10 protein-coding genes are annotated in these 13,888 nt (G+C 70.6%); 5 read left to right on the top strand and 5 right to left on the bottom strand.

What is annotated here, in order from left to right; genetic code table 11:
- Positions 1–27 precede the first annotated feature (27 nt).
- Both HDA41_RS19795 and HDA41_RS19790 read right to left on the bottom strand, forming a co-directional pair.
- Positions 28–1,122: a metallophosphoesterase family protein gene (locus HDA41_RS19795; RefSeq protein WP_260423341.1), complete on the bottom strand. Its 1,095-nt coding sequence runs from the start codon at positions 1,120–1,122 to the stop codon at positions 28–30.
- A 280-nt stretch (positions 1,123–1,402) separates the two neighbouring features.
- Complete coding sequence (locus HDA41_RS19790) at positions 1,403–2,515, bottom strand: LacI family DNA-binding transcriptional regulator (protein WP_184985731.1); 1,113 nt, start codon at positions 2,513–2,515, stop codon at positions 1,403–1,405.
- 431 nt (positions 2,516–2,946) lie between these two features.
- Here HDA41_RS19790 and hisC point away from each other — a divergent pair, with 431 nt between their 5' ends.
- Positions 2,947–4,026 (top strand): histidinol-phosphate transaminase, encoded by a 1,080-nt coding sequence (gene hisC / locus HDA41_RS19785; protein WP_184985729.1) that lies wholly within the window; start codon positions 2,947–2,949, stop codon positions 4,024–4,026.
- Positions 4,027–4,062: 36 nt separating this feature from the next.
- Here hisC and HDA41_RS41360 read toward each other — a convergent pair whose 3' ends face one another.
- A complete protein-coding gene (locus HDA41_RS41360) occupies positions 4,063–4,329 on the bottom strand; it encodes a cyclophilin-like family protein (RefSeq protein ID WP_311772207.1) in 267 nt (88 codons plus the stop codon).
- 267 nt (positions 4,330–4,596) lie between these two features.
- Here HDA41_RS41360 and HDA41_RS19775 point away from each other — a divergent pair, with 267 nt between their 5' ends.
- The 4 genes from HDA41_RS19775 (at position 4,597) to HDA41_RS19760 (ending at position 11,800) form a co-directional block, all read left to right on the top strand.
- Positions 4,597–6,105, top strand: coding sequence for a cytochrome ubiquinol oxidase subunit I (locus HDA41_RS19775; RefSeq protein WP_184985727.1), 1,509 nt, complete (start codon positions 4,597–4,599; stop codon positions 6,103–6,105).
- Positions 6,106–6,125: 20 nt separating this feature from the next.
- Positions 6,126–7,130 carry a cytochrome d ubiquinol oxidase subunit II gene (gene cydB / locus HDA41_RS19770; protein ID WP_184985725.1) on the top strand — a complete coding sequence of 335 codons (1,005 nt, stop codon included), beginning with the start codon at positions 6,126–6,128 and terminating at the stop codon, positions 7,128–7,130.
- Positions 7,131–7,142: 12 nt separating this feature from the next.
- On the top strand, positions 7,143–10,637 hold the full coding sequence (gene cydD, locus HDA41_RS19765; RefSeq protein WP_184985723.1) for a thiol reductant ABC exporter subunit CydD: 3,495 nt from the start codon (positions 7,143–7,145) through the stop codon (positions 10,635–10,637).
- 104 nt (positions 10,638–10,741) lie between these two features.
- On the top strand, positions 10,742–11,800 hold the full coding sequence (locus tag HDA41_RS19760) for a M23 family metallopeptidase (RefSeq protein WP_184985721.1): 1,059 nt from the start codon (positions 10,742–10,744) through the stop codon (positions 11,798–11,800).
- Positions 11,801–11,861: 61 nt separating this feature from the next.
- Here HDA41_RS19760 and HDA41_RS19755 read toward each other — a convergent pair whose 3' ends face one another.
- A complete protein-coding gene (locus HDA41_RS19755) occupies positions 11,862–12,749 on the bottom strand; it encodes a Cof-type HAD-IIB family hydrolase (RefSeq protein ID WP_184985719.1) in 888 nt (295 codons plus the stop codon).
- Positions 12,750–12,903: 154 nt separating this feature from the next.
- Positions 12,904–13,806, bottom strand: coding sequence for an LLM class flavin-dependent oxidoreductase (locus HDA41_RS19750; RefSeq protein WP_184985717.1), 903 nt, complete (start codon positions 13,804–13,806; stop codon positions 12,904–12,906).
- Between the last annotated feature and the right edge of the window lie 82 nt (positions 13,807–13,888).

The following is a 13,888-nucleotide window of genomic DNA, read 5'->3' as shown; positions in this document are numbered from 1 at the left end:
GACGGCAAACGCCTGCCCGGTCAAGGCTCACGTGCCCAGCGGCAGTTGCTGGACCAGCAGCTTTCCGGCCATGGTCACGCCACCGTCCATGGCGATGGCGAGTCCGTCGGCGTAGACGTGCGGTCCCTCGACCAAGGGCTCGGAGTTGTCCTCGTCCTCCTCGGAGCCGGCCTCGCCCAGCAGATACGGAATCGGGCTGTGACCGTGAACGATGCGGGTGCCTCCGTACGTATCGAGCAGGGAGCGTACGGCGTCCGCGCCGCCCTCGTCGCGGAAGGAGAACCGCTTGGTGAACTTGCGGAACAGGTCCCAGACCTCGTCCGCGTCGTTGCGTGTGAGCGTCTCGCGGACGGTGTCGTTGACCTCTTCGATGGAGCGGCCGTAGTCGAGGTAGGCGGTGGTGTCGGAGTGGACGAGCAGGTGACCGTCGACCTCCTCGACGGCGTCCAGGCGGGCCATCCACTGCAGGTGGTGGTCCTGGAGGCGGTCCATGTCGGTCTTCTGGCCGCCGTTGAGCAGCCAGGCCGCCTGGAAAGTCGCGGTGCCCGCGCCGGAGTTGACGGGGGTGTCGCCGAACCGCTTGGCGCCGAGCAGCAGCAGCTCGTGGTTGCCCATGAGCGCCTTGCAGTAGCCGCCGGCCGCTGCGGCCTCGGCGGACAGCCGCATCACCAGGTCGATGACGCCGATGCCGTCCGGGCCGCGGTCGGTGAAGTCGCCGAGGAACCACAGTCGGGCGGTGCCGGCGCACCACTGCCCGGCGGCATCGAGGAGGCCCTTCTCCTGGAGGGCCGCCACCAGCTCGTCGAGGTAACCGTGCACGTCACCCACGACGTACAGCGGGCCCTGCCCGGTGTCGGTCTGCGGGGCTGCTGCGGCGGCCTCGGGGTCGACGGTCACCTGGACGGTGTCGCCCCGATGGATCACGGGAAGATCGCGCTCGGTCGGCGTGTACCCCTCGGGGTAGGTCTCCTCGGGTGGCGGGACGACCTCGCCGGGGTGGGCGCTGTGGACGTACGGACCGGTCTCGTGGACGTACGCGGGCACCCGGAAGTCGCGCAACGTCGCCGTGCGCTCCACCTCGGGTCCCTGACCGGCCCCCTGAGTCATCGACCCCTCCACCATCGCGCCGCATCTGCACCGCATCGGACTGCCTGGTCGTAGCGGCCCGTCGGTGTCGTGGGGCCCATCATAGGAATGCGGATCGCGCCATGTGATGACCCAGGGGTGGTGAATCAGAGCAAGAGTCCAGTTCACCGCGGCTTTCGCCCCGATTGGGCCGGGCTTTGACCACCGTGTGACCGTCCTCGCTTTCCTTCTCTTCGCGAGAACGATCCCTTCTCTCCGGGGGACCGGCCCTGTTTCTCCCCAGGAGTGCGAACTTCCCTTTACCCGGGTGTACCGGCTACGTCCCTTCGGGTGACCGCGGCGGACTGACCGTCGTGCGCGGCGGGCGCCGCTGGGACGACGTGCGCACGATCAGCTCCGTCGGTATCACCTGCTCCACCGGACGGTCCGAGTCCGCTCCCTCGATGGCGTCGATGAGGAGCTGCACGACCGCCGTGCCGATGCGGCGCGGTTTCAGCGAGAGCGTGGTGACGGGCGGCTCGGTGTTGGCGTATACGGTGGACTCGCTGCAGCAGACGAGCAGCAGGTCGTCCGGTACGCGCAGGCCGTAGCGGCGGGCGGCGGCGAGCAGGTCGGTGCCGTTCGGGTCGAACAGCCCGTAGACCGCGTCGGGCCGGTCGGGGCGCGCCAGGAGCCGGTCGGCGGCGACGGCGCCCGCGCACGGATCGTGCGCGGGATAGGCCTCGTACACCGGATCCTGGCCGACACGCTCGCACCAGCGCAGGTACGCGGTGGTCGACAGGTGGGTGTACGTGTCGGTCGTCGTGCCGGTCAGCAGGCCGATGCGGCGGGCGCCGGCGTCGGCCAGGTGATCGAGGATGCCGAGGACGGCGGCCTCGTGGTCGTTGTCGACCCAGGCCGTGACCGGCAGTGAGCCGGCCGGGCGGCCGTCGGAGACGACCGGCAGACCCTGCCGGACGAGTTCGCTGACCACCGGGTCCTGGTCGGAGGGGTCGATGACGACCGTGCCGTCCAGGGCGACGTTCGACCACACGTCGTGGCGCGAGGTCGCGGGCAGGATGACGAGGGCGTAGCCGCGGGCGAGCGCGGCGGAGGTGGCGGCTCGCGCCATCTCGGCGAAGTAGGCGAACTCGGTGAAGGTGAAAGGTTCATCCCCGTACGTCGTCACGGTCAGGCCGATGAGTCCCGACTTGCCGGTGCGGAGGGTCCGGGCGGCGGCCGAGGGGCGATAGCCCAGCCGGTCGGCGACCTCGCGGACATGGCGCCGGGTGGCGTCCGGGAGTCGGCCCTTGCCGTTGAGGGCGTCGGAGACGGTCGTGATGGAGACTCCGGCGGCGGCGGCCACGTCTCTGATACCCGCCCGGCCCGGCCGACTGCCTCGACGTGAGGTTTCCGCGCGGCTCACCTGGTGCTTCCCTGCTGCTGTCATGGCGAGCCGATAGTAGGGCTCATGCGGTGGGGTAGTGCGGACGCATATGCACGCGTTGACAGGCACGTTTCTGCAAGATCATTTGGCGTCAATTGCCATGGAAGCCAAGGTGGTTGAGTACTCCCATGCCATTAGGCGGCTTGTCGGCCCGCACGGGCCTGCCGACTGGCCGATGTTGCGAAGAGGTCTCAACTCACCTGCACGGGGGATGCGCGCCACGGAGTGCACCACCGGCGCGTAGATATATGTGCGGCGCGCCCCCGGATTCGTACGCCTTCGTGCGGCGATGCCCCTGACGCCGATGAGACACACGAGGTCGGCGTTCGTCGCTCCGTCGTCGCTCTACGCAGCGGCGCCGAATCCTCATAAGGTGAGGAGTATTGGATGTCGGCGGCGGTCATGGGCCGCCGGTCTTCGCGAGGAGGACTGCGGTGAGCGAGACGAGCCCCAAGCTGCGCGCCGAGCTGGAGGGGATCCCCACCTACAAGCCGGGCAAGCCGGCCGCCGCGGGCGGGCTGGTGGCCTACAAGCTGTCCTCCAACGAGAACCCCTACCCGCCGCTGCCGGGCGTGATGGAGACGGTGACGGCGGCGGCCTGCAACTTCAACCGCTATCCGGACATGGCCTGCACGGCGCTGATGAACGAGCTGTCCGAGCGGTTCGGCGTGCCTCTCTCCCACCTGGCCACCGGCACCGGGTCGGTCGGTGTCGCCCAGCAGCTGATCCAGGCCACCTCCGGCCCCGGTGACGAGGTGATCTACGCCTGGCGGTCCTTCGAGGCGTACCCGATCATCACGCAGATCAGTGGCGCCACGTCGGTGCAGGTACCGCTGACGTCCGGTGATGTGCACGACCTCGACGCGATGGCCGACGCGATCACCGACCGGACCCGGCTGATCTTCGTCTGCAATCCCAACAACCCGACGGGCACGGTCGTGCGGCGGGCGGAGCTGGAGCGCTTCCTCGACCGGGTCCCCGGTGACGTGCTGGTGGTGCTCGACGAGGCCTACCGCGAGTTCATCCGCGACCCCCAGGTGCCGGACGGTGTCGAGCTCTACCGTGACCGGCCCAACGTCTGCGTTCTGCGCACCTTCTCCAAGGCCTACGGCCTCGCCGGTCTGCGCGTCGGGTTCGCCATCGCCCACGAGCCGGTGGCCGCCGCGCTGCGCAAGACGGCGGTCCCGTTCGGGGTGAGCCAGCTCGCGCAGGAGGCGGCGATCGCCTCGTTGCGTGCCGAGGACGAACTGCTCGGCCGGGTCGGTTCGCTGGTGTGTGAGCGCACGCGTGTGGTCGACGGGCTGCGCGCCCAGGGCTGGACGGTGCCCGAGACCCAGGCCAACTTCGTGTGGCTGCGGCTGGGGGAGCGCACGGTCCCGTTCGCGGAGGCGTGCGAACAGGCGGGCGTGGTGATCAGGCCGTTCCCGGGTGAGGGTGTGCGGGTGACGGTCGGGGAGACCGAGGCGAACGACATCTTCCTGAAGGTGGCGGAAGGGTTTCGCAGGGAGCTCTAGGAGTCGAGAAGAGACCGTTGTGTGAGCCGGTCGGCGCTAGTCGTCGGCCGGCTCCACGCGTATCGGGCCGCCGTTGCGCAGGGTCGCGAGCAGGCGGGGGTCGCCGTCGATGTGGCCGAGGACGTTGCACGGGCCGGGGAGGCGGCACTTGTCGCCCTGGGAGATCGTCGTGGGGCCATAGGGCAGGGCGAGAGTGTCGCCATCGGTCCGGAAGGCGACCGTGCCCGGTTCGACGACCTGCCGGGCGCCTGTTTCACGTGAAACCGGCACTCGTGTGTCGAAGAACACTTCCTCGCCCCATATGAGGGCGGTGGAGGCGAACGGCAGGGTCTTGGTGAGGGCCTGGGCGGTGGGGTGCCCTTGAGCGACGCGGTCAGATGGCCTGCGGGTCAGGAGATTTGTATATCCGTAGTGGCGTCCGCGTCTGCATGCTGAAGATTCAACAATATGTTGAAGTTAGCGCCAAGGGGTTGACCGGGACAGGGGACCCCCTCAACGGCTCGAAAGTCCGTGCTGCATAATGGCTTGTGAATGTGAACGCTTTCACAAGCGTAAGTAAGGAGCGGCGACGTGGACCTGGCTTTGGCGCCGGAGACCTTGGCGCGATGGCAGTTCGGCATCACCACCGTCTACCACTTCCTGTTCGTCCCCCTGACGATCTCGTTGGCCGCCCTGACGGCCGGACTGCAGACCGCCTGGGTGCGGACGGAGAAGGAGAAGTACCTCCGGGCGACGAAGTTCTGGGGCAAGCTCTTCCTGATCAACATCGCGATGGGTGTGGTCACCGGCATCGTGCAGGAGTTCCAGTTCGGCATGAACTGGTCCGACTACTCGCGCTTCGTCGGTGACGTCTTCGGCGCGCCGCTCGCCTTCGAGGCCCTGATCGCCTTCTTCTTCGAGTCCACCTTCATCGGCCTGTGGATCTTCGGCTGGGACAAGCTGCCGAAGAAGATCCACCTGGCCTGCATATGGATGGTCTCGATCGGCACGATCCTGTCGGCGTACTTCATCCTCGCGGCCAACTCCTGGATGCAGCACCCGGTCGGCTACCGCATCAACGAGGCCAAGGGGCGGGCCGAACTCACCGACTTCTGGCTGGTGCTGACCCAGAACACCGCGCTCGCCCAGGTCTTCCACACGCTCACCGCGGCCTTCCTGACCGGTGGCGCCTTCATGGTCGGCATCGCCGCCTTCCACCTGGTCCGCAAGAAGCACGTCCCCGTGATGAAGACCTCGCTGCGGCTGGGCCTCGTCACCGTAGTGGTCGGCGGTCTGCTCACCGCGGTCAGCGGCGACGTCCTCGGCAAGATCATGTACCAGCAGCAGCCGATGAAGATGGCCGCGGCCGAGGCGCTGTGGGACGGCGAGAAGCCGGCGCCCTTCTCGGTCTTCGCCATCGGCGATGTCGACAAGGGGCACAACAAGGTCGCCATCGAGATCCCCGGCCTGCTGTCCTTCCTCGCCAAGGACGACTTCACCTCGTACGTGCCCGGCATCAACGACGTCAACAAGGCCGAGCAGGAGAAGTACGGTCCCGGCGACTACCGGCCCAACATCCCCGTCGCCTACTGGGGCTTCCGGTGGATGATCGGCTTCGGCATGACGTCGTTCGCCATCGGACTGGCCGGGCTGTGGCTGACCCGCAAGAAGTTCATGCTGCCGCAGCATCTGCGGGTGGGCGAGGACGAGGTGCCGCATCTCGTGCTGCTGCCGAAGAAGGCCCTCGGCCCGACCCTCACCAAGTGGTACTGGCGCATGGCGATCCTCACCCTGGGCTTCCCTCTGATCGCCAGCTCCTGGGGCTGGATCTTCACCGAGATGGGCCGCCAGCCGTGGGTCGTCTACGGCGTGCTCCAGACCCGTCACGCGGTCTCCCCCGGTGTCTCCCAGGCCGAGGTCATCACCTCGATGGCCGTCTTCACCACGCTGTACGCGATCCTCGCCGTCGTCGAGGTCAAGCTGCTGGTCAAGTACGTCAAGGCGGGCCCGCCGGAACTCACCGAGGCCGACCTCAACCCGCCCACGAAGATCGGCGGCGACTCCCGTGACGCCCACAAGCCGATGGCCTTCTCGTACTAGGCCGAGGGAGCTGCACAGTCATGGAACTGCACGACGTCTGGTTCGTTCTGATCGCTGTCCTGTGGACCGGCTATTTCTTCCTGGAGGGCTTCGACTTCGGGGTCGGTGTGCTCACGAAGCTGCTGGCGCGCAACCGGCCCGAGAAGCGGGTGCTGATCAACACCATCGGTCCCGTCTGGGACGGCAACGAGGTGTGGCTGCTGTCAGCGGGCGGCGCGACCTTCGCCGCCTTCCCCGAGTGGTACGCCACGCTCTTCTCCGGTTTCTACCTGCCGCTGCTGGTCATCCTGGTCTGCCTGATCGTCCGGGGTGTGGCGTTCGAGTATCGCGCCAAGCGGCCCGAGGAGAACTGGCAGCGCAACTGGGAGACGGCGATCTTCTGGACCTCGCTGATCCCCGCGTTCCTGTGGGGTGTGGCCTTCGGCAACATCGTGCGGGGCGTGAAGATCGACCAGGACTTCAACTACGCCGGTGGCGTCCTGGACCTGCTCAACCCGTACGCGCTGCTGGGTGGTCTGGTCACGCTGGCGTTGTTCACCTTCCACGGGACGGTGTTCGTCGGGCTCAAGACGGTCGGGGAGATCCGGGAGCGGGCGCGGAAGCTGGCGCTGCGAGTCGGGCTGGTGACGGCCCTGCTGGCCCTCGCCTTCCTGCTGTGGACGCAGTCCGACCGGGGTGACGGGGCGTCGCTCGTCGCGCTGGTCGCGGCCGTGGCGTCGCTCGTCGTGGCGCTGGCCGCGGCGCGGGCGAGGCGTGAGGGCTGGGCGTTCGCCCTGTCGGGGCTCACCATCGTGGCCACGGTGGCGATGCTCTTTCTGACGCTGTTCCCGAACGTCATGCCGTCGACGCTGAACCCGGACTGGAGCCTGACGGTCACCAACGCCTCGTCCAGCCCGTACACGCTGAAGATCATGACCTGGTGCGCGGCGATCGCCGCTCCGGTCGTGATGCTTTACCAGGGCTGGACGTACTGGGTGTTCCGCAAGCGGATCGGTACGCAGCACATCGCCGAGACCGTGCACTGAGGTGTGTTTCACGTGAAACCGATCGATCCGCGTCTGCTCCGGTACGCCCGTGCCACCCGGGTCTTCCTGGTGGCGGTCGTCGCCCTGGGTGCCGTCGGGGCGGGGCTGGTCATCGCGCAGGCGATGCTCATCGCCGAGGTGGTGGTCGGCGCGTTCCAGCACGGCGTGGCGGTGTCCGAACTCGGCACTCCCCTGCTGCTCCTGGTCACCGTCGCGGTGGGCCGGGCGCTGGTCGGCTGGCTCACCGAGCTCGCCGCGCACCGGGCGAGCGCGGCGGTGAAGTCCGAGCTGCGAGGGCAGTTGCTGGAGCGCGCCGCCCAGCTGGGTCCGGGGTGGCTGAGCGGGCAGCGGACCGGTTCGCTGGTCGCTCTGGCCACCCGGGGTGTCGATGCCCTCGACGACTACTTCTCGCGGTACCTGCCGCAGTTGGGTCTCGCGGTGGTCGTGCCGGTGGCGGTGCTGGCGCGGATCGTCACCGAGGACTGGGTCTCCGCGGCCATCATCGTGGGCACCCTGCCGCTCATCCCGGTCTTCATGGTGCTGATCGGCTGGGCCACCCAGTCCCGGATGGACCGTCAGTGGCGGCTGCTGTCGCGGCTGTCCGGTCACTTCCTGGACGTCGTCGCGGGGCTGCCCACGCTGAAGGTCTTCGGGCGGGCCAAGGCGCAGGCCGAGTCGATCCGGCGGATCACCGGCGAGTACCGGCAGGCGACCATGCGGACGCTGCGGATCGCCTTCATCTCCTCCTTCGCGCTGGAACTGCTCGCGACGATCTCGGTGGCGCTGGTCGCCGTGACGATCGGCATGCGGCTGGTGCACGGCGAGATGGACCTTTACATCGGCCTGGTCATTCTGATCCTGGCGCCGGAGGCGTATCTGCCGTTGCGGCAGGTCGGGGCGCAGTACCACGCGGCGGCGGAGGGGCTCGCCGCGGCCGAGGAGATCTTCGAGGTCCTGGAGACGCCCGTCCCGGCGTCCGGCTCCGAGGCCGTGCCGGAAGGTGCGCTCTCCTTCGAGGGCGTGACCGTCCGGTACCCGGGGCGTTCGGCGGACGCCGTGTCGGACGTGTCCTTCACCGTCGAGCCCGGGGAGACGGTCGCGCTCGTCGGGCCGAGCGGCGCGGGCAAGTCGACGCTGCTCAACGCCCTGCTGGGGTTCGTGCAGCCGGCCGAGGGACGGGTGCGGGTCGGGGGAGTCGACCTCGCCGACATGGACCTGGAGCAGTGGCGTTCCCGGATCGCGTGGGTGCCGCAGCGGCCGCACCTGTACGCCGGGACGATCGCCGAGAACGTACGGCTGGCGCGGCCCGACGCCGACGACGGCGCCGTACGGCGGGCACTGCGGGACGCCGGGGCGCTGGAGTTCGTGGACGCGCTGCCCGAGGGCGTGGGCACCGTGCTGGGCGAGGACGGGGCCGGGCTGTCCGCCGGGCAGCGACAGCGGCTCTCTCTGGCCCGGGCGTTCCTCGCGGACCGGCCCGTGCTGCTGCTCGACGAGCCGACGGCCGCGCTGGACGGGGCCACCGAGGCCGAGGTCGTGACGGCGGTACGGCGGCTGGCGGCCGGGCGGACGGTGCTGCTGGTGGTGCACCGGCCGGCGCTGCTGGGGGTCGCGGACCGGGTGGTGCGGCTGGCGGAGCCCGAGACCGCCGCGGCGCCTGTCGCGTCTGCCGGGGTCCGGAGCCCCGGAACGGTTTCCGTCCACGTCGAGCCGCCCGCCGCGGCTTCTCCGGCCGAGCCTGGCGGCCTGGCCGCTTCGGCCGGTGTCCTCGCGCGCGTCCGTGCCATGTCCGGTGCCCGGCGTGGGCGGCTGGGGCTCGCGCTGCTGCTCGGGAGTCTCGCCCTCGGGAGTGCCGTAGGGCTCATGGCCACCTCCGGGTGGCTGATCTCGCGCGCCTCGCAGCAGCCGCCCGTGCTGTACCTGATGGTGGCCGTGACGGCGACGCGGGCCTTCGGGATCGGGCGGGCCGTGTTCCGGTACGCCGAGCGGCTGGTCTCGCACGACGCCGTGCTGCGGATGCTGGCGGACACCAGGGTCGCGGTGTTCCGCAGGCTGGAGCGGCTGGCGCCCGCCGGGCTGCGCCGGACCCGCCGGGGTGATCTGCTGTCCCGGTTGGTCGCGGACGTGGACGCGTTGCAGGACTACTGGCTGCGGTGGCTGCTGCCGGCCGGTGCGGCCGTCGTCGTGTCGGCCGCGTCCGTCGGCTTCACGGCGTGGCTGCTGCCCGAGGCCGGGGCCGTGCTGGCGGCCGGGCTGCTGGCGGCGGGGGCGGGCGTGCCGCTCGTCACCGGTGCCGTCGCGCGGCGCGCCGAGCAGAGGCTGGCGCCCGCCCGCGGGGTGCTCGCGACGCGGGCGGCCGATCTGCTCACCGGGACCGCGGAGCTGACCGTCGCCGGTGCCCTGCCCGCGCGGACCGCCCAGGCACGCGAGGCCGACGGGGCGCTCACCCGGATCGCCTCGCGCGCCGCCACCGCCACGGCACTCGGCGACGGGCTCACCGCGCTGATCTCCGGCCTGACCGTCACGGCCGCCGCCCTGGTCGGGGCGCAGGCGGTCGCGGCCGGGCGGCTGGACGGCGTGACCATGGCCGTCGTCGTCCTCACCCCACTGGCCGCCTTCGAAGCCGTGCTCGGGCTGCCGCTCGCCGTGCAGTACCGGCAGCGGGTGCGCCGGAGCGCCGAGCGGGTGTACGAGGTGCTGGACGCCCCGGAGCCCGTGGCGGAGCCTGAGCACCCCCGGCAGGCACCCGCGTCGCCGTTCCCCGTCGCCGTCAAGGCGCTGGCCGCGCGGCACGCCGGGCAGGACCGGGACGCGCTCGCCGGGCTCGACCTGACCCTCGAAGAGGGCCGCCGGGTCGCCGTGGTCGGACCCTCCGGCTCCGGCAAGACAACGCTGGCGCAGGTGCTGCTGCGCTTCCTCGACGCTGACGCGGGTTCGTACACGCTGGCGGGCGTGGACGCGTACGCGCTGCACGGGGACGACGTACGGAAGCTCGTCGGGCTGTGCGCGCAGGACGCGCACCTCTTCGACAGCTCGCTGCGCGAGAACCTGCTGCTCGCCAAGAAGGACGCCACCGAGGACGAACTGCGTGCCGTGCTCGGCCGGGCCCGGCTGCTGGACTGGGCCGACGGCCTGCCCGACGGGCTCGACACGCTCGTCGGCGAGCACGGGGCGCGGCTGTCGGGAGGGCAGCGACAGCGGCTGGCGCTGGCCCGGGCACTCCTCGCCGACTTCCCCGTCCTGGTGCTGGACGAGCCCGCCGAACACCTGGACCTGCCGACCGCGGACGCGCTCACCGCTGACCTGCTGGCCGCCACCGAGGGCCGTACGACACTGCTCATCACACACCGGCTGGCGGGCCTGGAGGCGGTGGACGAGGTGATCGTGCTGGACCGAGGACGGGTCGTGCAGCGCGGGGCGTACGCGGAGCTGGTGGCCGTGGACGGGCCGTTGCGGGAGATGGCGGAGCGGGAGGCGGCGTCGGAGTCGCTGGTGGCCGCGCCCTAGCGAGGACCCGGCCGGCGCCGAACTGAGCCGTTCGGGGCAGCCGGTCCCCCAGCCGTACGACGAGAACAGGACCGGACCGACCGGCCTGGGCGACGATCACTGACATGTGCTCATATCGCCGTCATCGGCTGCTGGTTCCGGTTCTGCTGTGTGCGCTGGCGATCCTCGCGGCCCGGCCGACGGCGGTGCACAGGGAACCCGTGAGCGGCACCGGCGGGGGCCCGGGCCTCAGCGCCGAGGTGGCGCGGCTTTACGAGGAGGCCGCGTTGGCGACGCAGCGGTACGAGGCGGGGCGCGAGGATGCCGAGGAGCAACGGGCCAGAGCCCAGCGGGCCGAGGAACTCCTGGACGGTCAGCGGCGGCACATCGCGGCCCTGCACGAGGACCTGGGCCGGATCGCCCGAGCCCAGTACCGCTCCAGCGGAGGCCTGCCGGTGGCCGCGCAGATGATCCTCGCCGACGGCCCCGACGACCTGATGCGAGGTCAACACGCCTTCTCAAAGACGAATCTCGCCGTGGACAACGCGATCTCCAAGAGCCGCCGGGCCGAGGCACGGCTCGCCGCGGACGAGGCCAAGGCCGCGGCCCACTGGCAGGCGCTGGAGAAGCGGAACGCCCAACTCGCCAGTCTCAAGGCGGACATCGAGCGGAAGCTGGAAACGGCACGCTCGCAGCTCCAGGGGCAGGCGGACGCCTCGGTCGCCGCTGGGGCGTGCCGTGGGGCCGTGCGTCTCGACCAGCCGGAAGCGGGCTTCTCGACCGACTGGGTCGCACCCGTGGAGACGTACGAGCTGTCCGCGTCCTACGGCAGCGGCGGTGCGCGGTGGTCGAGCCGGCACACCGGGCAGGACTTCGCCGTGCCGATCGGCACCCCGGTGCGGGCCGTGGGCGCCGGCCGGGTGGTGAAGGTGTCCTGCGGGGGACCCTTCGGCATCGAGATCGTGCTCAGGCACGCGGGCGGCTACTACACGCAGTACGCCCATCTCGCGTCCGTCGCGGTGGACCAGGGGGAGCACGTCAGCCCCGGCCAGTGGATCGGCCAGTCGGGCAGCACGGGCAACTCCACCGGGCCGCATCTGCACTTCGAGACCAGGGTCACGCCGGAGATGGGCTCGTCCGTGAACCCGGTGTCATGGCTGGCGGCGCGAGGGGTGTCGCTCTGACCCCGGCGAGCGTCACAGCCGGGCCCCCGCCGCAGCCGGCCGCGGGCAGCAGTCGTGACAGCTACGGCAGTTCCGTGAGCAGCTGCTCGATCACGACCGCCACCCCGTCCTCGTTGTTCGCGACCGTCTGTCCCGATGCCGCGGCGATCACGTCCGGGTGGGCGTTGCCCATCGCGTAGGACCGGCCCGCCCAGGTCAGCATCTCGACGTCGTTCGGCATGTCGCCGAAGGCGACGACCTGCTCGTGCGAGATCCCGCGCTCGGCGCAGCAGAGGGCGAGCGTGCTGGCCTTGGACACCCCGGGACCGCTGATCTCCAGCAGGGCACTGGGGCTGGAGCGGGTCACGTTGGCACGGTCGCCGATGGCGAGCCGGGCCAGGGTCAGGAAGGCGTCGGGATCCATCTCGGGGTGGTAGGCGAGGATCTTCAGCACCGGCTCCGCTGCCGCGCGGTGGTCCGGCGACAGTAGGTCCTCCGCCGGGGCGAGGCTGTCGGGGATCTCCATGTGCAGCTTCGGGTAGGCCGGCTCCTGGTAGAAGCCGTAGGTCTGCTCCACCGCGTACACCGTGCCCGGAGCCGCGTCACGCAGCAGCCGTACGGCGTCCAGCGCGTTCGCCCGCTCCAGCTCCCGCACTTTCACGAACCGGTGGGAGCCGGGGCCACCGTGCAGGTCGACCACGGCGGCGCCGTTGCCGCAGATCGCCAGGCCGTGGCCGTGCACGTGGTCGCTGACGACGTCCATCCAGCGGGCCGGTCGGCCGGTGACGAAGAAGACCTCGATGCCCGCCTCCTCGGCGGCGGCCAGCGCGGCCACCGTGCGGGGGGACACCGACTTGTCGTCGCGCAGCAGGGTGCCGTCGAGGTCGGTGGCTATCAGCCGCGGCGGAACGGTCTCGGTCGCGGTCTCGGGCTGTCGGGTCGCTGAGGTCACCCGGCCATTGTCCCGCATATGCCTGCACGGGCGTGCGGGAGTCCGCACAGTTGAGTGGAGACCGCCCTCACCAGGAGCGTCCCGAGGGCGGCCCTCGCAGGGGGTCTCAGCACCACACCACCGGAGCCGCCTGAGGCCTCGGCCCGACCGCACCCGAGCCGCTCCAGGGCCCTCAGCCCAACTGCGCCGGCGCCCCCATGGCGATCCGCTCGAACGCCTTCTCGTCCGCCGCGAAGGGCGAGTCGGGGATGGGCCAGTGGATCACGATCTCCGTGAAGCCCAGTTCCGCGTGCCGGCCGGCGAAGTCGACGAAGGCGTCCAGAGACTGGAGCGGGCCGCCGCGGTCCGGCGTGAATCCGGTGAGAAGGACCTTGTCGAGGTCGCTCATGTCCCGGCCGATCTCGGCGCAGAGGTCGGCGAGCTTCTCCGCCTGCCCGCGAATGGCCTGAACCGACTGTTCAGGAGTGCCGTTCTCAAACAGCTTGGGGTCGCCGGTGGTCACCCACGCCTGCCCGTACCGGGCGGCGAGCCGCATCCCGCGCGGCCCGGTCGCGGCCACCGCGAACGGCAGCCTGGGGCGCTGCACACAGCCGGGGATGTTCCGCGCCTCGTGCGCCGAGTAGAAGTCGCCCTCGTACGACACCGTGTCCTCGCTGAGCAGCCGGTCGAGCAGCGGGACGAACTCGGCGAAGCGGTCGGCGCGTTCGCGCGGGCTCCACGGCTCCTGGCCGAGCGCGGTGGCGTCGAAGCCGGAGCCGCCCGCGCCGATCCCCAGCGTGACCCGCCCGCCGGAGATGTCGTCGAGGGAGATCAGCTCCTTGGCGAGGGTCACCGGGTGTCGGAAGTTCGGCGAGGTCACCAGGGTGCCCAGCCGTAGCCGGTCGGTGACGGCCGCGGCGGCGGTGAGGGTCGGTACGGCGCCGAACCAGGGGCCGTCCCGGAAGCTGCGCCAGGACAGGTGGTCGTAGGTGTACGCGGTGTGGAAGCCGAGCTGCTCGGCGCGTGTCCAGACCGCACGGCCGCCCTCCTGCCAGCGGCGGTAGGGGAGGATCACGGTGCTCAGACGCAGACTCATGGCATCGAGCCTAAGGGAGGGCTGTGGGTGGCCCCTGTGTTTCACGTGAAACATCATCGTGAGCGGTTCGTCCTGCCCCGCA

Origin of the sequence: Streptomyces caelestis (assembly GCF_014205255.1) — a bacterium.
In the GTDB taxonomy this organism is placed as follows: Bacteria; Actinomycetota; Actinomycetes; order Streptomycetales; family Streptomycetaceae; genus Streptomyces; species Streptomyces caelestis.
The sequence above is the reverse complement of the archived record's forward strand: the minus strand, read 5'-3'. Positions and strand labels throughout refer to the sequence as shown.

Bases quoted from the DNA above. Each gene is read 5' to 3' on its own strand.
- HDA41_RS19750 (WP_184985717.1), bottom strand. From the start codon at position 13,806: ATGAGTCTGCGTCTGAGCACCGTGATCCTCCCCTACCGCCGCTGGCAG.
- HDA41_RS19760 (WP_184985721.1), top strand. From the start codon at position 10,742: ATGTGCTCATATCGCCGTCATCGGCTGCTGGTTCCGGTTCTGCTGTGT.
- HDA41_RS19755 (WP_184985719.1), bottom strand. From the start codon at position 12,749: ATGCGGGACAATGGCCGGGTGACCTCAGCGACCCGACAGCCCGAGACC.
- cydB (WP_184985725.1), top strand. From the start codon at position 6,126: ATGGAACTGCACGACGTCTGGTTCGTTCTGATCGCTGTCCTGTGGACC.
- HDA41_RS19795 (WP_260423341.1), bottom strand. From the start codon at position 1,122: ATGGTGGAGGGGTCGATGACTCAGGGGGCCGGTCAGGGACCCGAGGTG.
- HDA41_RS19790 (WP_184985731.1), bottom strand. From the start codon at position 2,515: ATGACAGCAGCAGGGAAGCACCAGGTGAGCCGCGCGGAAACCTCACGT.